Origin of the sequence: Mycobacterium sp., assembly GCF_050701515.1 — a bacterium.
In the GTDB taxonomy this organism is placed as follows: domain Bacteria; phylum Actinomycetota; class Actinomycetes; order Mycobacteriales; family Mycobacteriaceae; genus Mycobacterium.
Window position 1 is genome coordinate 1 of the sequence record NZ_JBOGDB010000158.1, and the last position, 22975, is coordinate 22975.

Consider the following 22975-nt stretch of genomic DNA (forward strand, 5'->3'; position numbering starts at 1 on the left):
CTTACGCGCCGGGACGGGCAGCAAGCCCGCACGGAACCAGCGATACGCGGTCACGCGCGCAACACCGTTGCGCTCAGCCCACGACGCCAAATTCATGTATCTGTTCCTACAGCACACCACCGACAACTACCGATCACTCAGACCGCAGCTGTTTCTAACCCCGCCGACAACGCCGACGTGAGCCGATATCGGCTGGACGACGGGAGCATACTTGGAACCGATGACTGGACCCGATTCCCAGCCCCGCAAACCCGTAATCCTGACCGTCGACGACGACCCTGCGGTGTCCCGGGCCGTCGCCCGCGATCTGCGCCGCCACTACGGCGAGCGGTACCGGATCGTGCGGGCCGAATCGGGGCCGGACGCGCTCGAGACGCTCAACGAACTCAAGCTCCGCGGCGAGACCGTGGCGGTGTTCGTGGCCGACTACCGGATGCCGCAGATGAGCGGCATCGAATTCCTCGAAGAGGCCATGGATCTCTTCCCAATGGCCCGGCGGGTCCTGCTCACCGCGTATGCGGACACCCACGCCGCGATTGACGCGATCAATGTCGTCGACCTGGATCATTACCTGCTCAAACCGTGGGATCCCCCCGAGGAGAAGCTCTATCCGGTGATCGATGCGCTGCTGGAGGCGTGGCGGGCGACGGGCGACCGCGCGATCCCCCACACCAAGATCATCGGCCATCCGTGGAACGCCCGCTCTTCGGAGGTGCGCGAGTTCCTGGCCCGCAACCGGCTGTACTACACGTGGTTCCGCGCCGACGAGGCGAAGGGCAAGCAACTACTCGAAGCGGCGGGGCGGGACGAGCTGACGTTGCCGGTGGTCATTACCGAGCAGGGCGAGACGCTGGTCGAACCGTCCGACGCCGAGCTGGCGGCAACGCTCGGGCTGACCACGACGCCGGCGGAGGACTTCTATGACCTGGTCGTCATCGGTGGCGGCCCGGCGGGGCTGGCTGCGGCCGTCTACGGCGCGTCCGAGGGGCTCGAGACGGTGCTCATCGAGCGCACCGCCACCGGCGGGCAGGCCGGCCAGAGCTCGCGGATCGAGAACTACCTGGGCTTCCCCGACGGCCTGTCGGGCTCCCAGCTCGCGGAACGGGCCCGCAGGCAGGCCGAGAAGTTCGAGGCGGAGCTGATCACCGCGGCCGAAGTCACCGCCCTTGAGATCGACGGATCGGCGCGGACCGTGCACCTGTCGGACGGCCGGGCGATCGGTGCCCGGGCGGTGATCCTGGCCGTGGGTGTGGAGTACCGGCAACTGCCCGCCGCGGGCTGCGCCGGGCTGACCGGGTCCGGCGTCTACTACGGGGCGACGTCTTCGGTGGCCGCCGACTGTGACGACGAAGAGGTGTACGTCATCGGTGGTGCCAACTCGGCCGGGCAGGCCGCGATGCATCTGTCCCGATCGGCTAAATCGGTGACCATCGTCTGCCGGCGCACGCTCGAGGACTCCATGTCGTATTACCTGATTCAGCAGATCAGGGCCAACGACAAGATCAAGGAGATGCCGCACACCGGCGTGCACGCGGTTCAGGGTGAGGATCACTTGGAACGCATCTGCCTGGAGAACCTGCCGACCGGAGCGCGCGAGGAGCACAACTGCGGGCGCATGTTCATCTTCATCGGCGCGGAACCGCGGACCGAGTGGCTCGACGGCGTGGTGGCCCGCGACGACCACGGCTTCATTCTGGCCGGACCCGACCTGCGCGACGTCTGCGGCTGGACCCAGGAACGACCCCCGCATCACCTGGAAACAAGCGTGCCGGGTGTGTTTGTTGCAGGGGATGTGCGTGCCGAATCCGCGAAACGGGTGGCGGCCGCCGTCGGCGAAGGCTCGATGGCAGTGATGTTGGTACACCGCTATCTGGCGGAGGCGTAGGAGAAGCTGTGATGGGCGAAAAATGTCTGCCTGACGAACTGCGGACGTTGTTCCTGTTCGAGGCGCTGAACGACGAACAGCTGCAGACGCTGTGCGACAACGGCCACATCGCGAACTTCGAGCCCGGCCCCATCGTCGTCGAGGGCGAACCGGCGACGTGCTTGTACGTGCTGATCGAGGGCGAACTGGTGATGTCGAAGCGCTCGGGAGGCGCGGACATCGAAACTGGTCGCACGTCGCAGCGCGGCGTGTATTGCGGAGCTTGGTCGGCGTACATACCCGGCGAGGAGCAGATTTACAAGGTATCGGTGCGGGTGACCAAGCCGTCGCGGTTCTTTGTTCTGGACGCGAGTGCGTTCGCCCGGTTTATGCAATCGGAGTTTCCGATGGCCGTACATCTGCTCGAGGGACACGAGGTCGGCGGCCGGCGGACGCGCGAGATCATCGCCCAACGGGAGAAGCTACTGGCCCTCGGCACCATCACCGCCGGCCTGACTCATCAGCTCAACAACCCGGCGGCCGCCGCCGCGCGGGCCGTGGCCGACCTGCGCGAAGGCGTCGGCAAGATGCGATACAAGCTGGCGATGGTGGCCGACGGCAAGTTCACCCCCGAGGCGTTGCGCGTTCTGGTCAGCATTCAGGAGGAGGTGGCTGAACAGGTCGCCAAGTCCAAGGCGCAGGAACTCACCGCGCTGGAGGCGTCCGACCGGGAAGAGCAGATCGGCGATTGGCTCGACGATCATGGCATCGTCAGCGCCTGGGACTACGCGCCGACATTCGTCGAGGCCGGTCTGGACATCGATTGGCTGGAGCGGGTTTCGGCCTCGGTCGACGCGGTCGACGCGACCGCGTCACTGCAGAGCGCGATCGGGTGGCTGAAGTACACGATCGATACCGAGCTTCGGATGAACGAGATCGCCGAGGCAAGCAAGCGCATCTCTGCCCTACTAGCCGGGGCCAAGCAGTATTCGCAGATGGACCGAGCCCCGTACCAGGTCTCCGACATCCACGAACTGCTGCACAGCACGCTGAAAACCCTCTTCGGCGACAAGGTCGGCAACGATAAACCGATCAAGCTGGTCAAGGAGTGGGACAAGTCGTTGCCCGAAATCGCTTGCTACCCAGGTGATTTGAACGAGGTGTGGAGCAACATCATCGACAACGCCATTCAGGCCATGGACGGCCGCGGCACGCTGACGATACAAACATCTCGCCATGGCGAGAACATGGTCCGGGTCGAGATCGGTGACGACGGGCCGGGCATCCCCGAGGACAACATCGATCGCATCTTCAACCCGTTTTTCACCACCAAACCGTTAGGCGAGGGCACCGGACTCGGCCTGGACCTGGCGCGCCGGATCGTGGTGGAGAAGCATCACGGCGACATCCGGGTGGAGTCCGAACCGGGAAACACCCGCTTAATCGTCCTGTTGCCCCTGGAGGCGCCCGCCCCGCTGGCGCCGACACCGACCGAGCTTCCGGCGCCGTCGGAATAGCCGCCGCCTGACCGCAGGTTGGAGAAACCATGACTGATGCCCCTCAAGCCCTTGGTTCTTCGGACAAATCCTCATCACCCGACCTCGGCCGATACGGTTCGTTTGGCCGCGGGGTGACCCCCCAGCAGGCGAAGGACATCGAGGCGCTGGGCTACGGCGCCGTCTGGGTCGGCGGTTCACCGGCGGCGGAACTGGAGTGGGTGGAGCCCATCTTCGAGCAGACCAGCACGCTGAAGTTGGCCACCGGGATCGTCAACATCTGGACCGCGGCAGCGGGGCCGGTCGCGGAGTCGTTCCACCGGATCGACAAGACCTACCCGGGCCGCTTCCTGCTCGGCCTCGGGGTCGGTCACCCCGAGGCACACCAGCAGTACCGCAAGCCGATCGATGCGCTCGTCGAATACCTCGACCGGCTCGACGAGTATGGCGTGCCCAAGCACCGCCGGGTAGTCGCCGCGCTCGGCCCCAAAGTGCTGAAACTCTCGGCGGAGCGCTCCGCGGGTGCGCACCCGTACCTGACCACCCCGGAGCACACCGCCAAGGCCCGCGAGCTGATCGGGCAATCGGCATTCCTGGCGCCCGAGCACAAGGTGGTGCTGACCACCGACGCGGAGAAGGCCCGCACCGTGGGCCGCAAGGCGCTCGACATCTACCTCAACCTGACCAATTACCTGAACAGCTGGAAGCGGCTGGGCTTCACCGACGACGAGCTGGCCAAGCCCGGCAGCGACCGTCTGGTCGACGCGATGGTCGCCTACGGCACCACCGAGGACATCGCGGCGCGGCTAAACCAGCATCTGGATGCCGGCGCCGACCACGTGGCCATCCAGGTGCTGACCAGACCTGACAAGCTGGTGCCTGCGCTCGCCGAACTGGCGGGACCGCTCGGCCTTCAGTGACCGTCACACGAACAGGGGGACTCGTATGACCGATGCCGTTTCGCTCAAGCCCGACTTCGGCCGTTTCGGGGTGTGGACCTTCGGCACCCCCAAACCCGAGCAAGCGGTCGAGATCGAAAAGCTGGGATACGGCGCGGTGTGGATCGGCGCATCTCCCAAAGGCGACCTGAAGTACGTCGAGCCGATCCTCGAGCGCACCGAGACGCTGCAGGTGGCGACCGGCATCGTGAACGTGTGGACCGCGCCGGCGGACGAGGTCGCGGAGGCCTACCACCGCGTCGAGGACAAGTATTCCGGCCGCTTCATGCTGGGCATCGGCATCGGGCATCCGGAGCACACCGAGGAATACCGCAAGCCCTACGACGTGCTGGTCGAATATCTGGATGCGCTCGACGCCGCGACGGTGCCCACCAGCCGACGGGTGATCGCCGCACTCGGGCCGAAGGTGCTGCAGCTCGCGGCCCAGCGCAGCGCCGGAGCGCACCCCTACCTGACGACGCCCACCCACACCGGACAGGCGCGGGAACTGATGGGCAACACGGTGTTCCTCGCACCCGAACACAAGGTGGTGCTGGCCAGGGACGCCGAGACCGCACGCGAAATCGGCCGCAAGACCGTCGACTTCTATCTGAACCTGACGAATTACCAGAACAACTGGAAGCGGCTGGGCTTCACCGACGACGATGTCGCGAAACCCGGCAGCGACCGGCTGATCGACGCGGTGGTCGCGCACGGCACGCCCGACGACATCGCCAAGCGGCTGGGCGAGCACCTGGAAGCGGGCGCCGATCACGTGGCGATCCAGGTGCTCGGCGGATGGGACGCGCTGCTGCCGACGCTCGAGGAACTGGCGGGTCCGCTCGGCTTGAAGGGCCCTCACCGAGTGTGAACGTACTGCGAAAATCGACGCGAAATTTCGCAGTAGCCTCACATTCGGTGGTCGGAAGCCGAGTGCAGGAGATAGCACGATGCAACGTTCACGTATCGCCTCCCTCATCGCGGGCGGAGTCATCGCGGTCGGGGCCATGCTGACACTGATCGCACCTGCCGCGTACGCCGACCCGAGCAACCAAACGACGACCAAAAGCCAAAGTCAGACGGCGAGTGACGGCACGCCGCCCTCGAATGAGCAGTCCACTAGCCGGGGCCGCCCGCAGACACTCACTTTTAAGATCGGACGGTTTCAAATCCGCTGATCCGCCGTAGCGGTCAACGAGGGATGTGGCAACGCCCGGTGAGATCGCCGGACCGCTGGGACTCGAAGACTGAGCATCCCGCTCGGCTAGGGTTTGTCCATGCGGTTGCTGGTCACCGGCGGCGCGGGTTTCATCGGCGCCAACTTCGTGCACGGCGCGGTGGATGAGCACGCCGTAACGGTGCTTGACGCGTTGACGTATGCCGGCAGCCGCGAATCGCTCGCCCCGGTCTCCGACGACATCCGGCTGGTACAGGGCGACGTGTCCGACGCCGAGTTGGTGTCGAAGCTGATCGCCGAGGCCGACGCCGTGGTGCACTTCGCCGCCGAGACGCACGTCGACAACGCGCTGGCCGACCCGGAGCCGTTCCTGCACACCAATGTCATCGGGACCTACACCGTGCTGGAGGCGGTGCGCCAGCACGGGGTGCGGCTGCATCACGTCTCGACCGACGAGGTGTACGGCGATCTGACGCTCGACGAACCGGGCCGGTTCACCGAGTCGACGCCGTACAACCCGTCGAGTCCGTATTCGTCGACCAAGGCCGCCGCCGACATGCTGGTGCGGGCCTGGGTGCGTTCCTACGGCGTGCGCGCGACTATCTCGAACTGCTCCAACAACTACGGGCCGTATCAGCACGTGGAGAAGTTCATCCCGCGCCAGGTCACCAACGTGCTGACCGGCCGGCGACCCAAGCTGTACGGCGGCGGCGCCAATGTGCGCGACTGGATCCACGTCGACGACCACAACAGCGCGGTGTGGCGGATCCTCGACGACGGCCAGATCGGGCGCACCTATCTGATCGGGTCGGACGGCGAGCGGGCCAACCTGTCGGTGATGCGAACGCTGCTGGCCATGATGGGCCGCGACCCCGACGACTTCGACCGTGTCCCCGACCGCGCCGGTCACGACATGCGGTACGCGATCGATCCGTCGGCGCTGTACCACGAATTGGGTTGGGGCCCCAAGCACACCAACTTCGACGACGGCCTGCGCGCCACCATTGACTGGTATCGCAACAACGAATCGTGGTGGGGCCCACTCAAAGACGAGGTCGAGTCCGCCTACGAGAAGCGTGGCCAGTGACGTGAAGGTGCGCGAGCTCGCCGTCGCGGGAGCGTGGGAGATCACCCCGCAGCTGCATACCGACGACCGGGGTGTGTTCTACGAATGGTTGACCGATCCGGAGTTTCGGGCTTTCGCCGGACACCGCTTCGACCTGCGTCAGGCCAACTGCTCGGTGTCGGCGGCCGGGGTGCTGCGCGGGTTGCATTTCGCGCAGCTACCACCGAGCCAGGCGAAGTACGTGACGTGTCTGCGCGGCGCGGTGTTCGACGTGGTGGTCGACATCCGGGTCGGATCGCCGACATTCGGGCAGTGGGACTCGGTGCTGCTCAACGACCGGAGCCGCCGCTCGGTGTACATCTCCGAGGGTCTGGCGCACGGATTCCTTGCCCTGCACGACGATTCGACGGTGGTCTACCTGTGCTCGGCGACCTACGACCCGGCGCGCGAGCACACCATCCGCGCCACCGACCCGGCGCTGGACATCGACTGGCCCAGCGGCGATCAGGTGCTGTCGGCTCGCGACGCCGACGCGCCGACCCTCGACGAGGTGCGTGCCGCCGGCCTGTTGCCGACGTGGGACGACGCCCGCGCGTTCGTCGACGAACTGCGCCGCCGCTCCTCCTGACACGTTCTCGAAGTTGCCGAACATCGGACACTTTCGTTCTAAGGTATTCCCTATCGCAAGGGTCGACAGGGAAGCACCGATGCCCGCCAGCATGGCCGATTATCGGAGTCAGCTGGAGCCGGGCGAGGACGTGATTGATCCGAAAACATGGGCCGGCGCGATTCCAGCGTCCTACGCCATCGCGCCACGCGTGCGGATCGGACGCGAAAAATGGTTCAACTTACTGTGGCTGCTGCCCATCGGCTTCATCGCGCTGATCACCGCGGTTGCGGTCGCAAAGGGTCTGCACAACAACCCGTCCGTGCAGGACTTCATCACCCGCTATCCGGGATCGCCCGAGCCGTCCCCCGATCTTGTGGAGGGGATACCGCCGTGGCTGGCCTGGCAGCACTTCTTCAACCTGTTCCTGATGACGTTCATCATCAGGTCGGGCATCCAGATACTCGCCGACCATCCCCGGCTGTATTGGACGCGCCACAGCACCCCGGGCAAGGAGTGGTTCCGGATTCAGAAGGCGGTACCCGCAGACCCGCTGTGGACCGCCAAGCAGGACTCCGCCGGGTTGCCCAAGCACTTCGGCTTACCGGGGCTGCGCCATTCGATTGGCCTGGCACGCTGGTGGCACCTGGGCATCGACACCCTGTGGTTGCTCAACGGGATCGTCTATGTCGTGCTGTTGTTCGCGACGGGCCAGTGGCGCCGCATCGTGCCGACCGACTGGGACGTGTTTCCCAACTCGGTCACCGTGCTGATCCAGTATCTGTCGCTGGACTGGCCGACCACCGACGGTTGGGTGACCTATAACAGCCTGCAGCAGCTCACATACTTCTTCACCGTCTTCATCGCCGCTCCCGCCGCCCTGGTCTGCGGGCTGGGCATGTCCCCTGCCCTTTCCACCCGATTCCGTCCCATCAGCAAGGTGCTCAGCATTCAGGTGGCTCGCTCACTGCACTTCCTGGTGCTGGTCTGGTTCCTGGTCTTCATCACGATTCACGTCACGCTGGTGGTCACCACAGCGGCGCTGCGCAACTTCAACCACATGTTCGCCAGCCGCGACGACGACAGCTGGATCGGTTTCTGGATCTTCGCCGCCGCCATGGTGGTGGTCATCGTGTGCTGGGTCGCGGCGACGCCGTTCACGTTGCGCCATCCGCGAATCGTGCAACGACTCGGGTTCGCGTTGATCGGCCCCGCGCAGCGGCTGTTCGAGCACGTCGACGCCAAACCCGGCGAGTACAGCGAAGACGACATCTCGCCGTACTTCTGGCACAACGGCACCTACCCGGTCTCCGAGGAATACAAGACCCTCTCCGACGATCAGTTCGAGGACTGGCGGCTGCGGGTGGGCGGCCTGGTCGACAACCCGGTCGACCTGTCGCTCGACGAATTGCGCGCGCTGCCGCACCACGAGCAGATCACCCAGCACTTCTGCATTCAGGGCTGGTCGGGAGTGGCCAAGTGGGGCGGCGTGTCGATGGCGACGCTGATAGACCTGGTCAAGCCGCGACCGGAGGCGAAGTGGGTGGTGTTCTACTCGCTCGCCGAGGGCTCGGACGGCGGACGGTATTACGACGCGCACGACATCAAGCAGATGCGCCACCACCTGGTGATGCTGGCCTACGACATGAACGACGAACCGCTGCCGTACGGGCACGGCGCGCCGCTGCGGCTGCGCAACGAAAACCAGCTCGGCTTCAAGCAGGTGAAGTGGATCAAGGGCATCGAGTTCGTCGCGGACTTCGCCGAAATCGGCGGCGGATACGGCGGATACAACGAAGACCACGAGTTCTTCGGTTACCGCCAGCCGATCTGACTCGCTGCTGACTCGCCGAGTCGCCGATAACCTAACCGCTGCGCGCCGCGGAATCCTCGGCCTGCGGCGTCCCGGCGACACCGCCGACCAACCGCATTGCGAGCAGCCCGAGAAGCGCGACACACAATGCGGGCCCGCCAAACAGCACGACGGCGATCACGACGCTTCGTGCGACGCCGTAATACGAGGCACCGCTGAGTGCCAGCAGAGCAACGATCGGAAGTCCGAGAATCGCCGCCGCCAGCCCGAGCCCGTTGACGTCGCCGAGTTGCTTTGCCGCTGGCCACACCAAGACTGCGGCCGCGCAAGCTGCTATCAGAACGCCGCCGGCGGCGATAGCTCGTGAGTTGTCATAACGGATGGTGGAGGGGTGCCCGGCACAACGCCCGTCAAACCATCCGCCGCGTAAAGGGCCGCTTGCCAAGCCGGACGGGCGCTTACTAGGATGTCCTAGTATCTAGCATTTCTGCCAAGGGAACCGCTCATGACCACAAAAATCTCCCATTTCATCGACGGCCAGCGCACCGCCGGACAATCCAAGCGCACCGCCGACGTGATGAACCCCAACACCGCTCAGGTGCAGGCGAAGGTGCCGATGGGCAATGCGGCCGACGTCGACGCCGCGGTCGCCGGTGCCGCCGAGGCGCAGATCCAGTGGGCCGCCTGGAACCCGCAGCGGCGCGCCCGCGTGATGATGCGCTTCATCGACCTGGTCAACCAGAACATCGACGAGCTGGCCGAGACCCTCTCCCTGGAGCACGGCAAGACCATCGAAGACTCCAAGGGCGACATCCAGCGCGGTATCGAGGTGATCGAGTTCGCCGTCGGCATCCCGCACCTGATCAAGGGTGAGTACACCGAGGGCGCCGGAACCGGCATTGACGTGTACTCGCTGCGCCAGCCACTCGGCGTGGTCGCCGGCATCACCCCGTTCAACTTCCCGGCGATGATCCCGCTCTGGAAGGCGGGTCCGGCGCTGGCCTGCGGCAACGCGTTCATCCTCAAACCCAGCGAGCGTGACCCGTCGGTGCCGGTCCGGCTGGCTGAGTTGTTCATCGAGGCCGGACTGCCGAAGGGCGTCTTCCAGGTGGTGCACGGCGACAAGGAGGCCGTCGACGCCATCCTCGAGCACCCGGAGATCAAGGCCGTCGGCTTTGTCGGCAGCTCAGACATCGCGCAGTACATCTATTCGACCGCCGCGGCACACGGCAAGCGCGCGCAGTGCTTCGGCGGCGCGAAGAACCACATGATCGTGCTGCCCGACGCCGACCTCGACAATGCGGTCGACGCGCTGATCGGCGCCGGCTACGGCAGCGCGGGCGAACGCTGCATGGCGATCAGTGTCGCGGTGCCGGTCGGCGAGCAGACCGCGGAGCGGTTGCGCGCCAGGCTCGTTGAGCGGGTCAACGAGCTGCGGGTGGGCCACAGCCTCGACCCGAAGGCCAGCTACGGCCCGCTGGTCACCGAGGCCGCGTTGAAGCGGGTGCGCGACTACATCGACCAGGGTGTGGAGGCAGGCGCCGAAGCAGTCGTCGACGGCCGCGAACGCACCAGCGACGACCTGCAGTTCGGCGACGACAACCTCGAGGACGGCTACTTCATCGGACCGACACTGTTCGACCACGTCACCCCGGAGATGTCGATCTACACCGACGAGATCTTCGGCCCGGTGCTGGTCATCGTGCGGGCCGACGACTACGAGGAAGCGCTGCGGCTGCCGTCGGAGCACGAATACGGCAACGGCGTAGCGGTTTTCACCCGCGACGGCGACACCGCGCGCGATTTCGTGTCGCGGGTTCAGGTCGGGATGGTCGGCGTGAACGTGCCGATTCCGGTGCCGGTGGCCTACCACACCTTCGGCGGCTGGAAGCGCTCCGGCTTCGGCGACCTGAACCAGCACGGCCCGGCGTCGATCCAGTTCTACACCAAGGTCAAGACGGTGACGCAGCGTTGGCCGGCGGGCTCGCACGGCGCCGAGTTCGTCATCCCGACAATGAAGTAGGCCTACGTGCAGTTCTTCGGTCTGGACGACGACGAACGCGTTATCGCCGAGACGGCGGCCGCGTTCGCCGAAAAACGTCTTGCCCCAAATGCGTTGGAATGGGACAGCTCCCATCACTTCCCGGTGGACGCTCTGCGTGAGGCTGCCGAACTGGGGATGGCGGCGATCTACTGCAACGAGGACGTCGGCGGCAGTGGGTTGCGCCGCATCGACGCGGTACGGATTTTCGAGCAGCTGGCCCTAGCCGACCCGACCGTCGCCGCGTTCCTGTCCATCCACAACATGTGCGCGTGGATGGTCGACACGTTCGGCACCCACGAACAACGCAAGTCGTGGGTGCCGAGGCTGGCGTCGATGGAGGCCATCGCCAGCTATTGCCTGACCGAGCCCGGTGCCGGGTCCGACGCCAGCGCGCTACGCACCAAGGCCGTCCGGGACGGTGACACCTACGTGATCGACGGTGTCAAGCAGTTCATCTCCGGCGCCGGCACGTCGGACGTCTACATCGTGATGGCCCGCACAGGCGCCGAGGGGCCGCGAGGCATATCGGCGTTCATCGTCGAAAAGGCCACGCCGGGGCTGAGTTTCGGCGCCGACGAAGAAAAGATGGGCTGGCACGCCCAACCCACCGCGCAGGTCATCTTCGAGGGCGTCCGAGTACCGACCGACGCGATGCTCGGTGGCGCGGATGGCGAAGGCACCGGCTTTTCCATCGCGATGAACGGGCTCAACGGCGGCCGCATCAACATCGCCGCCTGCTCGCTGGGCGGCGCCCAGGGCGCCTACCACAAAGCGGCGAGCTACCTGGCGAACCGCGAGGCATTCGGCGGCGTGCTGCTCGACGAGCCGACCATCCGGTTTTCGCTCGCCGATATGGCCACCGCGCTGGAGACGTCGCGAACCCTGTTGTGGCGGGCCGCAACTGCGCTCGACGACAACCATCCCGACAAGGTCGAGCTGTGCGCGATGGCCAAGCGGTATGTCACCGACGCCTGCTTCGACGTCGCCGACCAAGCCCTGCAGCTGCACGGCGGCTACGGCTACCTGAATGAGTACGGTCTGGAGAAGATCGTCCGCGATCTGCGGGTGCACCGGATCCTGGAAGGCACCAACGAAATCATGCGCGTGGTCATCGGTCGGGCCGAAGCCGCCCGGGCCCGCGCCTCCGCATAGAAAGGCCGTTCGATGACGACTCCCCGAAGGCGAGCACGAGTGAGGATCGCAGCGAGGTACGAGCGAGGACCGGAGCGAGTGGGAGTCGAGGCATGAACATCGCATTCTTGGGGCTGGGCCACATGGGCTGCCCGATGGCGGCCAACCTGTTGGCGGCCGGTCACACGGTGCGCGGCTTCGATCCGGTGCCAACCGCCAAAGCGGCTGCCGCCGACAAGGGTGCCCAGGTTTTCGATAGCGGCGCCGACGCGGTAGCCGACGCGGAGGTCGTGATCACGTCGCTTCCCAACGGTGTCATCGTGAAGGCGTGTTACGCCGAGACGCTGCCCGCGGCTCGGCAAGGAGCGTTGTTCATCGACACCTCCACGATCTCCGTCGACGACGCACGCGCCATCAATCGACAGGCGGTCGAAGGTGGGTTCGCCCAACTCGATGCGCCGGTATCCGGCGGGGTGAAGGGGGCGACGGCGGGCACGCTGGCGTTCATGGTCGGAGGCGAGGAAGCCGCGGTCGAAACGGCTCGGCCGGTACTGGAACCATTGGCGGGCAAGGTCATTCACTGCGGAGCATCGGGTACCGGGCAGGCCGCCAAGCTCTGCAACAACATGGTGCTGGCCGTCCAGCAGATCGCCGTCGGCGAGGCGTTCGTGCTGGCCGAGAAGCTCGGCCTGCCGACGCAATCACTGTTCGACGTGATCACCGGCGCGACGGGCAACTGCTGGGCGGTGCACACCAACTGCCCCGTCCCGGGTCCGGTGCCGACGTCGCCGGCCAACAACGACTTCAAGCCGGGCTTCGCGACGGCGTTGATGAACAAGGACCTCGGCCTGGCGATGGACGCGGTGAACTCGACCGGCTCGGTCGCGCCGCTGGGCAGTCACGCAGCCGAGATTTATGCCAAGTTCGCCGCCGACCACGCCGACAAGGACTTCAGCGCGGTCATCGAAGTGCTACGGAAGGCATGACCTCACGCGCAGCCCGCGGCGACTAACGCGTGGCGCGGGCTTGAACGAAAAATCGCACGCCCCCAATAAGGTAGACCACCAAGAGCACGAACATCACCGTGCTGGCGATGATCGCGCCCGGGCGCTCGGCTGTACCGGCGAAGAGATCGCCCAGCTTTACCACGTTCATAAGCGAACCGAGCGCGCCCAGCAGCGCGATGGCAAGACCGACAGGCATCGCGTACTTGCGCGCCTTCTCGGAGCGGAGTCCGATCAGGGCGGCGATGAGCAACAGCACCCCCACGGCGGCGGGTATCAGGGCAGTGAGGCTTACCGCGCCGGTTGCGATGTACGCGATCACCCCGGTCGCGACGAGAAGCCCTCCAATCCAAGTCGTTAGGGTGAGCATCCACGTCCTTCCGACAGCGGCGGGCGAGAGATCGATGGTTCGATCCTACGACAGTGTCGCTGGAGCGAAGGGATCGTAGCTGCGCTACGCCGCTGACCTCTTGCGCGCCGCCCACCGGCGGCCGTGCAGGCGTTGGCACTCCGCAACGCTCAGCGGCTCGCTGCCGGCGTAGTCGGGGCGTACCGCCACGGCGGTCGGGATATCCGGGGCGCCGCCGCCGGTGATGACGATGGTGGCCAGACCCGTGGAGTTCGCCGCCCGCAGACCTGCGGCCGAACCCGTGACCGCGAGGGCGTTCTCCGCGGGTATCCCGAGCTCCCACAGTGCGAGTTGATAGGCCTCGGGATCCGGCATGGGCTTCTTCACGTCGTCGGTGGTGACGACCGTCTCGACGAGCCCCTCGCCGACCAGTTGTCGCACCAACGGCTCCGCCCAGCTTCGCTGGCCAGTGGTCACAACAGCCACCCATACGCCGGCGGCGAAGGCGTCCATGATGATGTCGTGCAGACCTGGTCGCGGCGCCAACCCGGCGTCGAGGATGAGTTCGTCGAACATCATCGTCTTGGTGGTGCAGATCTCATCGGCGAGCAACTCGGTCAGCACGTCGCACTCCGTAGCGATGCCGCGCTTGCGCAGTTCGGCGGACACGCGCTGTCGCTCGTCGCTGAGGGCCAACAGTTGCCGGTAGCGACCGACGGACCACTCAAAGTCCAGGCCGTGGGCGGCGAAGGCGGCATTGAACGCCACCCGATGGCCGTCGCATTCAATTTCGGCCAGGGCGTCGAGGTCGAAGATCACCGCGCGGAGCAGAGACAATTCGCCGCCGATCGGCGAGGAGGGTTCCCACCAAAACCGGCCAGCCCGCCAAGTTTTCTCCTGCGTCATAGGCACCTGAATAGAGTGGCGCACGTCACCGCGCCGGGTCGTCCCCCAATAGGGGGATTCGCCAGGCCAAGTTGCGCGACCACGGCAAACGCCGGGTTCTAAGGTGATGAGATGGCGTCCGTCAGTCCACTCGCTCCCGGACCCGTGCGAATCGTCCTGGTAGACGACCACGAGATGGTGATCGAGGGTCTCAAGGCCATGCTCGCCGCGTTCTCCGAGCGGGTCGAGGTGGTCGGGCAGGCGGTCGGTGCTGAGCGGGCGCTCAGCGTCATCGACGAGCTCGACCCCGACATCGTGCTGTGTGACGTCCGCATGCAGGGCTCGAGCGGCCTGGACCTGTGCCAGACGCTGCGCGAGCGCGATACGGACCGCAAGGTCGTCATGCTGTCGGTCTACGACGACGAGCAGTACCTCTTCCAGGCACTGCGGGTCGGCGCCTCGGGCTATCTGTTGAAGAGCATCAGCAGCGACGAACTGGTGCGCCAGCTGGAGTTCGTGCAGGGCGGCGAAACCGCCATCGACCCGGGCATGGCGGCCAGGGCGGCCGACACCGCCGCTCGGCTGCAGCGCGACGAGTTCTGGCCCGGGGCCCGCCAGGGCCTGACGCAGCGGGAGAGCGAGATCCTCTCCTATGTGGTCAACGGCCTGTCCAACCGCGGCATCGCCGCCAAGCTGGTGATCGGCGACGAAACCGTGAAGAGCCACCTGCGCTCGATTTACCGCAAGCTCGGGGTAAGCGACCGGACCGGCGCGGTGGCGACGGCGCTGCGGGAAGGGATCTACCATTGACGTCCTCCCCGAAGTGAAGTCCAGGGTTTCCAGCCGAAGGAGACTTCGATGAGTCCGGCCAGCGGCGGCCCGTTTCGGTCCAACGCCGTTCGTGATCTCGTCGACGCCGACCGCGAGCTCGCCCTGCTGCGGGAGTTGATCCAGGCGGCATCCAGCGGCCCGGGCGTCGAACCGCTCGCCGCCGCGGCCGCCCGGATGATCACCGCGTCGACCGCCACCGACGTCTGCTTCGTGCACGTCCTCGACGACAGCGACCGGTCGTTGACCCTGGCCGGGGCGACGCCACCATTCGACAGCGAGGTCGGCAAGATCCGGCTACCGCTGGGCTCCGGCATCTCCGGCTGGGTGGCCAGCCACCGCGAACCCGTCGTGATCAGTCACGACAAGGAGTCCGATCCGCGGTACATGCCGTTCCAGTCGCTGCGCGGTTCCGACTTCACCTCGATGGTGTCGGTGCCGATGGAGACCGATCCCGGCGGTCTTGTCGGGGTGCTCAACGTGCACACCGTCGATCGGCGGGAGTTCACGGCGCGCGACGTGGAGCTGCTGCTGGTCATCGGTCGGCTCATCGCCGGGGCGCTGCACCAGGCCCGCCTGCACCGCCGGCTGGTGGCCCGCGAACGCGCCCACGAGAACTTCGTCGAGCAGGTCATCGAGGCGCAGGAGATCGAGCGTCGCAGATTGGCCGGCGACATCCACGACGGCATTTCGCAGCGGTTGATCACGCTGTCCTACCGGCTGGATGCCGCCTCGCGTGCGGCCGCCACAGATCCCGACGCGATGGCCGAACAGCTGGACAAGGCAAGGGAACTGGTCGACCTGACGCTGGAGGAAGCCCGTGCGGCGATCGGCGGGCTGCGGCCACCGGTGCTCGACGACCTCGGCCTGGCCGGCGGTCTGGCCAGCCTGGCCCGCTCGATCCCGCAGATCGACATCAAGGTCGAGCTGGCCGAAACCAGGCTGCCCGACCACATCGAGCTCGCCTTGTACCGCATCGCGCAGGAGTGCCTGCAGAATGTCGTCAAGCACGCCGGCGCGTCGACGGCGCGGCTGACCTTCGCACTCGACGACGACACGGCGCGTCTCGAAATCGTGGACGACGGAGTCGGTTTCGACACATTCGAGCATCCGCTGGGCAGCGACGAGATGGGCGGCTACGGCCTGCTGTCGATGGCCGAACGCGCCGAGATCGTCGGCGGGCGGCTGAACATCCGGTCGCGGCCCGGATCGGGAACGGCCGTCACCGCGACCATCCCGCTGCCGAATGTCGCCGAGGCGTGACTAAGCGTCAGTCAGGGAGCCGACCACGTACGCGCCCGGTTCCAGGGTTCGGGTCCGACGGACATACTCACCCCAGCGCCATGGCCACTGATTCGGCGAGTGACCATTGGCGTCCAGATACCAGTTCCCGCATCCGTCCACCCACACTGTGCCCGGAAGTGCTTCCCGAACAGCGCGGTGGAATTCGTCGGCGACCTCGCGACGAACCTCGATTCGCCCTGTCCCCGTCCGTTGCAGTTCGGCGAGCGCGGCAAGGACATGACGCATGCCCGCCTCGATCGTGAAGATGATGGAACCGGTGCCGCCGTTGGTGTTCGGGCCGTACAGCAGGAACATGTTCGGGAACCCCGGCACGCTCAGGCCGAGGTAGGCCTTCGGCGTTTCGGCCCATTCCTCGGCCAATGACCGGCCGCCCGCACCACAGATCTCCATTGGCGCCACGAAGTCCTGCGATCGGAAGCCGGTTGCGAGTATCAGTACGTCGGCGGGCCGCTCGATGCCGTCACCGCCGACGACCCCGGTCGGCGTGATCTGCCGGACGCCACCCTCGATCAAATGCACTTTGGGCTTCGCCAACGTCGGATACCAGTCATCGGTCACCATCACGCGCTTGCATCCGAATTGATCGGTTGGCGTGACCGCGCGCCGCAGTGCTGGGTCCTTGATCGCCTTGTTGATTCGACGTCGGCCGATTGCCTTGAACGGAGCCAGCATCCACTGTCGTCGGGTCATCGCGATCGCACCGATCTCCATGAACGCCTGAACCAGCCTGCGGTCGAGTCGCTGCAACCGCGGAAAGCGGCGGAACAACCGCTTGGCGCGTTCGGAGTATTCGCGATCTCCGCGTGGCAGCGTCCACGTGGGCGTGCGCTGATAAACATCGACCGACGCCACCTTCGGCTCGATCGCGGGAACTACCTGGGCCGCGCTGCAACCGGTGCCGATGACCGCCACCCGCGCTCCGTTCAATTCGACGTCATGGCGCCATCGCGCGGTATGAAACGCCGGGCCGGCAAATAGGTCGAGGCCGTCGATGTCCGGCATCTTCGGTGTCGACAACTGGCCGCACGCGGTGATCAGCACGTCCGCCACATGCCGCCCGGCGCTGGTGTCGAGGACCCATCGACCAGGCGCTTCCCAGGTGGCCGACCTGACCTCGGTGTTGAATCGAAACGCGTTCTCGACGCCATGGTCGCGCACCACCTTCTCGAGATACGCCCTGATCTCGGCCTGCGGCGCATACCGGCGTGACCAGTCCGGATTCGGCGCAAACGAGAACTCGTAGTAGTGCGATGGCACATCGACGGCGGCACCCGGATAGGTGTTGCGGTGCCAGACGCCACCGGGACCGGCATCACGTTCGAACACCGTCACGTTCGCATAGCCGGCTCGCTTGAGCATCGTTGCGGCGGCGATTCCGCCGATTCCACCACCGACCACCGCGACGGACATCGAGTTGTTTGACGCCATAGGAAGACCTTAGAAATCACCGGCGTGCCGGCGCAGCGTTTCGATCGCCGTGGCCAGCACGTGCGAATCGTCGTCGGACATTCCGATGTCGGCGAACACCTCGTTGTTCAGCGTCACGGTGGCGTCCTCGACGGTCGACCGGCCCAGAGCGGTGATCTGCACCAGCGTGGTGCGGCCATCGGTCGGATGCGGGATGCGTTCGACCAGACCGTGCTCCTCCAGCCGCCGGATCGCGTGGGTGACGCTGGTGACGTGTACCTGCAGCCGGTCGGATGCCTTGGTGATCGGCAGCGCACCGGTGCGGCTGAAAGCGAGCAGCCGTAGCAGCTCATAGCGGGAGAAGCTGAGGTCATAGGGGCGCAGCGCGGTCTCGACGCGGGCCAGCAGGATCTGGTGTGCCCGCATCACCGATGTCACCGCGACCATGCCGTCGGCGACGTCGCCCCACCCGGAGCGCACCCAGTTGTCGCGCGCCAGCGCGATCGGATCCCGCCTGCGCGGCCCACTCGGTTTGGAGGCCACGCTTCTTCATACCGCATGGACACACCCGCGATTACAAGCTTGGCCGCAGATTACCGCCCCAGTGCGGACAGCACCGCCTGCGTCGACGCCCGGCCGGCGGCGGTGATTCGCACCGCACCGTCGGCGAAATAGCGGAGCTGCAGCCCGCTGTCGTGGAACACCTCGCGCCACGGCTGACCTTGGGCCGGTAGATAAACAAAGTTGGCGTGGCTTTCGGTGCTCATGAACCCCATCGCCTGCAATCGCATCCGCAGATGGTGTCGCTCCGCGGTGATGGACCGAATGCGCTGCTGCAGTTGCTCTTCGGCCTCATAGCAGGCAGCGACCGCGACGGCGCTGGTGATGCTCATGCCGAACGGCAGTTGCATCCACGACAGCACCTTGGCCAGTTCGGGGGACGCGAAGCCATACCCGATCCGCAGTCCGGCCAGGCCATAGGCCTTGGAGAAGGTCCGCAGCACGACCAGGTTCGAGAACCGCTGGACCAGCTCGGCGCTGGCGAGTCGGTGCTCGGAGGCGACGAACTCGATATATGCCTCGTCGAGCAGGACCATGGTGTCGCGGGGCACCCGCTGCAGGAACGTTTCCAGCTCGGCAGCGGACTCCACGGTTCCGGTCGGGTTGTGCGGCCGGCACACCACAACAACCTTGGCCTCCGATGCGGCATCGGCCATCGCCGCCAGGTCGTGGTGGCCATGCTCGTCCAGCGGCACGATGATCGGTGACAGCCGGGCCATCCGCGTCAGAATGGGATACCCGTCGAACGTCGGTGTGGCGTGCACGATCCGATCACCGGGCTGGGTCACCGCGTGCAACGCCTGAATCGCCACCCCGGTCGAGCCCGCACCCAGTACGACCTGTTCGTCGCGCACCCCGATCCTGCTGCCGATCAGGCTGCGCAACCGCTCAGGCAGAAACTCCGGATACCGATTGGCGACGCCAATCGTCTGGCTCAGCGCAGACCGCACCGCCGGCAACGGAGGATAGGGGTTCTCGTTGAGCGCCAGCGCCAATGGGTTCACCGCCTCAGGTAGCGCGCCGACCGCGTCAATGACACTGCGCGCCGACGTCTCCTGGTCCAGTTCAGGGAAGTCGCTGATCGCGGTCATGCGGTCCGACCGCCCCAGCGCACCGCCGCCGCACCGGCGAAATCACCGGCGTGTGCGAAGGCGGCCATCAACGCCACGTCGCCCTTGTTGAGTTGGCCCTCGGAGATCGCTCGTTCGAGGTTGATCGGGATGCCCGCGGCGAACAGGTTGCCGCACTCCTCGAAGGTGTCCCGATGACGTTCCTTGGGCAGTTCCAGCGCCTCGCGCCAGTTGCGCAGGAACACCCGGTTCGGCTGGTTGGTGACCAGCAGGTCGAGATCCTTGGGCTTGATCCCGATTCGGTCACAGACCGCATAGCAGACCTCCGGTACCTGCCGGTTGCCGCGCGCGAGCACCTTGGTGATCTTGCTCTCGGTGAATCCGATGTAGGCCTCGCCGGGACCGGCCTGCCACCACTTGCGCGGCGGATCCATGACGACGGTCATGTCACCGGCGAACTCGCCGTAGGTTCGGCATTCGATGTCGAGGATGGGCGACTCGTCCGACAGCGTCACGAGCCCGACCGCCGCGCCGTCGCCGGGCACCGAGGCCTGTGACTTCGTGCGCACCGTCGACTGGTCGAACACCGTGCCCGCCGCGTTCTGCGCGATCGCGATCAGCGCCGTCTCCCCCTGGCCGGAGGCCAGCAGGTTGCGGGCCACGTTCAACCCCAGCACGAACGCCGCGCAGCCGCCGTTGTGCAGGTCCAGCACCCAATTCGGTTTCATGCCAAGCCGATGCGCGATGCCACCGCCCCCGCCGTAGAACGGCACGTCCGGCAACTGGGTGTGGGTGATCAGCACGTCGACGTTGGCGATGGTGTCGTGACCGTGGCGTTCGATGAGGCCCGCGGCCGCCCGCTCCACCATGTCGATGGCCGTCTCGTCCTCCGCCACGTGGTGGCGGAACTTCGGCGCCCGGAACATCACGTTGTCCCGCAGATCGTCGGTTTCGGCGAACTGGGCGTAGTAGTCGGCGGTGACCGGCTCCCCGGGCAGGTACGTCGAAATGTCGAGCAGGCTGATGGTCATTCGGTTCTCATCTCATCCACGCCGGCGTCACCGGCAGGCCGTTGTGATGCCGGTATTCGGCAATTGCCTTGAGGTTCTTCAGTTCCAGCAGATGACCGGGCCCGAACATGTCCCAGAAGTCACCCACCCACACCGGACGCTTCGGCGGCGCGGTTTCGGGATAGGGATTCTTGTCGTAGAACGGATGATGACAATTGGTCCACAGCACCACCGAGCCGGGCTTGTCGAACACCACCTGTGCGTCGACAATTCGCATCAGGTAGATCATCCACAGGTGCTTGCCCTGATCCCACGCGCAGTGGTAGTCGACCGTGCCGGCTTCTCGATGGGCAACCGTGCGGGTGTAGATCGGACTTCCGGGGGAGCCCCCGAGTTTGTCGTGGGCCTCCCACAGCCCCGGCTCCTCGGTCGGAGCGAACTCCCGCAGGCTGTACGTCCACTCCTCCAGGCAGCGGGTATCCGCCATGTAGTCGAACAATTCGTCGGGCGGACAGTCGATGTAGTCGTTTACGGTGCAATACGTGCCGAACACCTCGTCGTGCGGGTACACCGACCGCATCATCTCCATGATGATCGGCGTGGCCTTCTCCTTCGGCGACGTCTCGACGCGGATGAGACCGTCGATCGGGTCTGTGGTGCCTCGGTGGGCGGTGATGTCATCAAGCGCGGGCCACGACATTGGAGCGGTTCTCCTTTGTGATAACAGTGTTCTTCACGGCCGCCTTGCCGAGAAAGTTTGCGAATGGCGGGATTTCGTCAGGTGAGCATTCGACGCTGACCACCGAAGGGCCGTCTGCCTCGAGGGCGGTCCGCAATGCCGCGGGTAGTTCGTCGATCGTGTCGACGTCCACCGACGCCAGACCGGGAAACATGGTGGCCAGTCCCTGCCCTAAACGGCTTGGACCGAAACGGTTGTAGCTGTATAGATCGTCGTAAAACAGCTGCTCTCGGGTCACGCACATCGCATGGGCGTGATTGTCGAAAAGCAGAAACGTCACGGGCAGCCGGTACTGCAGCGCGGTGTGAATTTCCATGCCGTGCATGAAGAATGAGCCGTCGCCGGCGATGACCACGGTGCGTCGGCGGCGGCCGAACGCCATGCCGACGCCGGCGCCGAAGCTGTAGCCCATGCCACCCATGCCGAGCGCGACGATGAACCGGCCGTCCCGGCGCACCGGCAGCTGATGGATCGCCGACGCGCCGATGTTTCCCGCGTCGACGACGATGTCGGCTCCGTCGGGCAGTGCGGCATCCAGCACCGTCATCGCGTCGCGGTAGCGCACCCCGGGACCGTCGTGCGGCGGCGGCCGTAACTCGGTCTGCGGCACCGCGTCCGGCACCCGCAGGAGCGTCGGCCGGCCATTGCCGCGCAGCGCCTGCGTCAGCAGCGTCAACGAACCGCGCAGATCCTCGGTATGAACATGCGTGCACGGCAGGTACGGCGGCGCCGAACCGATCGAGTAGGTCGGCACCGACGCCAGCGCGTCGTCCAGCCCGGTGCGCGCGGTCACCGTCATCGGGGTGCCGACCAGCAGGCACAGCGCGCTTTCGGCGACGGCCGCCGCGACTCCGGGGTGACCCATCACCCCGGTCACGCCGAGCGCCGAGGATGATCCCAGCCCCGGTATGCCCGCGACGTCCTTGGCGTCGGGGACGGTGGCCACTCGGGCGCGCAGCATCGCGCGCACCTGCTCGAGTTCGGCGCGGGCGTCGTCGCGGGCGACCTGCTCGCCGGCGATGATCGTGATCGGGCCGTCGGCCTTTCGCAGCACCCGCGCGATAACTTGCGGATCGCCGAGCTGCGTCCCCCTCATCGAGGCGGTTGCGGTGCCGTTCACTCCGACCCTGACATCCAGGCTGGCCTGCTGGATGTTCTTCGGAAGCAGCAGCACCGCGGGTCCGCCGGTGCGGGCCGCCGCGATCGCCTCGGGCAACACGGAGCCGATGTCCTCGGGCGCCAGCACGCGCTGGCAGAACACCGACACCGCGGAGAACAGCGCCTCACCGTTCAGCGCACCATTGCGACCGCTGGTGTCCTGGAAGGCGCCGCGTCCGTCGAGGGTGGTCGGCGCCTGGCCGATCAGCGCCAGCACCGGCACCCGGCTGGCCAAGGCCTCGCCCAGCCCGGCAACGGTGTTCAAGCACCCGCCACCGGAGGTAGCCGCCACCACGCCAAGTCCGGCTCCGCTGCGGCTGTACCCGTCGGCCATGGTGGCGGCGGAGAACTCGTGCTTGGCCAAGATCGCGGTGATGTCGTCGCGGAAGAACGCCGCGTCATAGAGATCTTCGATGTTCGCACCGTCGACGCCGAAGATGTAGTCCACTCCGGTCGCCGCCAGATAGCCGACTATGTGGTCGACCACCCGATGTCTCTTGGTCACTAATTCACCTGCTTCCAC

21 protein-coding genes and 1 pseudogene are annotated in these 22975 nt (G+C 66.1%); 12 read left to right on the forward strand and 10 right to left on the reverse strand.

Annotated features, from left to right (window positions below; translation table 11 throughout):
• Nucleotides 1-96 (reverse strand): annotated as a pseudogene (locus ACRDU5_RS13455) (IS607 family transposase); the annotation flags it as partial.
• 124 nt (nucleotides 97-220) lie between these two features.
• Here ACRDU5_RS13455 and ACRDU5_RS13460 point away from each other — a divergent pair.
• The 7 genes from ACRDU5_RS13460 (at nucleotide 221) to ACRDU5_RS13490 (ending at nucleotide 8982) form a co-directional block, all read left to right on the forward strand.
• Complete coding sequence (locus ACRDU5_RS13460) at nucleotides 221-1885, forward strand: NAD(P)/FAD-dependent oxidoreductase (RefSeq protein ID WP_526615061.1); 1665 nt, start codon at nucleotides 221-223, stop codon at nucleotides 1883-1885.
• Between the two features lie 11 nt (nucleotides 1886-1896).
• Nucleotides 1897-3381, forward strand: coding sequence for an ATP-binding protein (locus tag ACRDU5_RS13465; protein WP_526615062.1), 1485 nt, complete (start codon nucleotides 1897-1899; stop codon nucleotides 3379-3381).
• A 29-nt stretch (nucleotides 3382-3410) separates the two neighbouring features.
• Nucleotides 3411-4280, forward strand: a complete 870-nt coding sequence (locus tag ACRDU5_RS13470) for an LLM class F420-dependent oxidoreductase (RefSeq protein WP_526615063.1) — start codon at nucleotides 3411-3413, stop codon at nucleotides 4278-4280.
• Nucleotides 4281-4305: 25 nt separating this feature from the next.
• Nucleotides 4306-5169, forward strand: a complete 864-nt coding sequence (locus ACRDU5_RS13475; protein ID WP_526615064.1) for an LLM class F420-dependent oxidoreductase — start codon at nucleotides 4306-4308, stop codon at nucleotides 5167-5169.
• Nucleotides 5170-5575: 406 nt separating this feature from the next.
• A complete protein-coding gene (gene rfbB / locus ACRDU5_RS13480; protein ID WP_526615065.1) occupies nucleotides 5576-6562 on the forward strand; it encodes a dTDP-glucose 4,6-dehydratase in 987 nt (328 codons plus the stop codon).
• Nucleotides 6552-7169, forward strand: a complete 618-nt coding sequence (gene rfbC / locus ACRDU5_RS13485) for a dTDP-4-dehydrorhamnose 3,5-epimerase (RefSeq protein WP_526615066.1) — start codon at nucleotides 6552-6554, stop codon at nucleotides 7167-7169. Before rfbB ends, rfbC begins: the two co-directional genes overlap by 11 nt.
• Before the next feature lie 79 nt (nucleotides 7170-7248).
• Nucleotides 7249-8982 (forward strand): molybdopterin-dependent oxidoreductase, encoded by a 1734-nt coding sequence (locus ACRDU5_RS13490; RefSeq protein ID WP_526615067.1) that lies wholly within the window; start codon nucleotides 7249-7251, stop codon nucleotides 8980-8982.
• Nucleotides 8983-9013: 31 nt separating this feature from the next.
• Here ACRDU5_RS13490 and ACRDU5_RS13495 read toward each other — a convergent pair whose 3' ends face one another.
• Nucleotides 9014-9271 (reverse strand): hypothetical protein, encoded by a 258-nt coding sequence (locus ACRDU5_RS13495; RefSeq protein WP_526615069.1) that lies wholly within the window; start codon nucleotides 9269-9271, stop codon nucleotides 9014-9016.
• A 195-nt stretch (nucleotides 9272-9466) separates the two neighbouring features.
• On the opposite strand from ACRDU5_RS13495, the gene ACRDU5_RS13500 reads away from it, so the two are divergent.
• The 3 genes from ACRDU5_RS13500 to mmsB are packed head-to-tail and all read left to right on the forward strand — an operon-like array spanning nucleotide 9467 to nucleotide 13122.
• Nucleotides 9467-10984, forward strand: coding sequence for a CoA-acylating methylmalonate-semialdehyde dehydrogenase (locus ACRDU5_RS13500; RefSeq protein WP_526615070.1), 1518 nt, complete (start codon nucleotides 9467-9469; stop codon nucleotides 10982-10984).
• Between the two features lie 6 nt (nucleotides 10985-10990).
• Nucleotides 10991-12157, forward strand: coding sequence for an acyl-CoA dehydrogenase family protein (locus tag ACRDU5_RS13505; RefSeq protein ID WP_526615071.1), 1167 nt, complete (start codon nucleotides 10991-10993; stop codon nucleotides 12155-12157).
• Nucleotides 12154-13122, forward strand: a complete 969-nt coding sequence (mmsB, locus tag ACRDU5_RS13510) for a 3-hydroxyisobutyrate dehydrogenase (RefSeq protein ID WP_526615103.1) — start codon at nucleotides 12154-12156, stop codon at nucleotides 13120-13122. The genes ACRDU5_RS13505 and mmsB overlap by 4 nt, the downstream gene beginning before the upstream one ends.
• Nucleotides 13123-13144: 22 nt before the next feature.
• Here the strand turns inward: mmsB and ACRDU5_RS13515 are convergent, their stop codons facing one another.
• Entirely contained in the window at nucleotides 13145-13510 is a 366-nt protein-coding gene (locus ACRDU5_RS13515; protein WP_526615072.1) for a hypothetical protein, read from the reverse strand.
• Nucleotides 13511-13594: 84 nt separating this feature from the next.
• On the reverse strand, nucleotides 13595-14401 hold the full coding sequence (locus tag ACRDU5_RS13520; protein ID WP_526615073.1) for an HAD-IA family hydrolase: 807 nt from the start codon (nucleotides 14399-14401) through the stop codon (nucleotides 13595-13597).
• Between the two features lie 105 nt (nucleotides 14402-14506).
• On the opposite strand from ACRDU5_RS13520, the gene ACRDU5_RS13525 reads away from it, so the two are divergent.
• Together ACRDU5_RS13525 and ACRDU5_RS13530 are read left to right on the forward strand one after the other, a co-directional pair.
• Nucleotides 14507-15184 carry a response regulator transcription factor gene (locus ACRDU5_RS13525; protein ID WP_526615074.1) on the forward strand — a complete coding sequence of 226 codons (678 nt, stop codon included), beginning with the start codon at nucleotides 14507-14509 and terminating at the stop codon, nucleotides 15182-15184.
• Between the two features lie 48 nt (nucleotides 15185-15232).
• Nucleotides 15233-16465 (forward strand): GAF domain-containing sensor histidine kinase, encoded by a 1233-nt coding sequence (locus ACRDU5_RS13530; protein ID WP_526615075.1) that lies wholly within the window; start codon nucleotides 15233-15235, stop codon nucleotides 16463-16465.
• On the opposite strand, the gene ACRDU5_RS13535 is transcribed toward ACRDU5_RS13530, so the two are convergent.
• From ACRDU5_RS13535 to ACRDU5_RS13560, 6 genes are read right to left on the reverse strand one after another with little or no spacing between them, the layout of a single operon-like run.
• On the reverse strand, nucleotides 16466-17935 hold the full coding sequence (locus tag ACRDU5_RS13535) for a flavin-containing monooxygenase (RefSeq protein WP_526615076.1): 1470 nt from the start codon (nucleotides 17933-17935) through the stop codon (nucleotides 16466-16468).
• Between the two features lie 9 nt (nucleotides 17936-17944).
• The gene (locus ACRDU5_RS13540; RefSeq protein WP_526615078.1) at nucleotides 17945-18457 is read right to left on the reverse strand and encodes a MarR family winged helix-turn-helix transcriptional regulator; all 513 of its coding nucleotides are present in this window, start codon (nucleotides 18455-18457) and stop codon (nucleotides 17945-17947) included.
• Between the two features lie 50 nt (nucleotides 18458-18507).
• A complete protein-coding gene (locus tag ACRDU5_RS13545) occupies nucleotides 18508-19566 on the reverse strand; it encodes a pyridoxal phosphate-dependent aminotransferase (RefSeq protein ID WP_526615079.1) in 1059 nt (352 codons plus the stop codon).
• Nucleotides 19563-20576, reverse strand: a complete 1014-nt coding sequence (locus ACRDU5_RS13550; protein WP_526615080.1) for a 3-oxoacyl-ACP synthase III family protein — start codon at nucleotides 20574-20576, stop codon at nucleotides 19563-19565. Before ACRDU5_RS13550 ends, ACRDU5_RS13545 begins: the two co-directional genes overlap by 4 nt.
• A gap of 7 nt (nucleotides 20577-20583) precedes the next feature.
• Nucleotides 20584-21255, reverse strand: a complete 672-nt coding sequence (locus tag ACRDU5_RS13555; RefSeq protein ID WP_526615082.1) for an SRPBCC family protein — start codon at nucleotides 21253-21255, stop codon at nucleotides 20584-20586.
• Complete coding sequence (locus ACRDU5_RS13560) at nucleotides 21236-22957, reverse strand: thiamine pyrophosphate-binding protein (RefSeq protein ID WP_526615083.1); 1722 nt, start codon at nucleotides 22955-22957, stop codon at nucleotides 21236-21238. Before ACRDU5_RS13560 ends, ACRDU5_RS13555 begins: the two co-directional genes overlap by 20 nt.
• Between the last annotated feature and the right edge of the window lie 18 nt (nucleotides 22958-22975).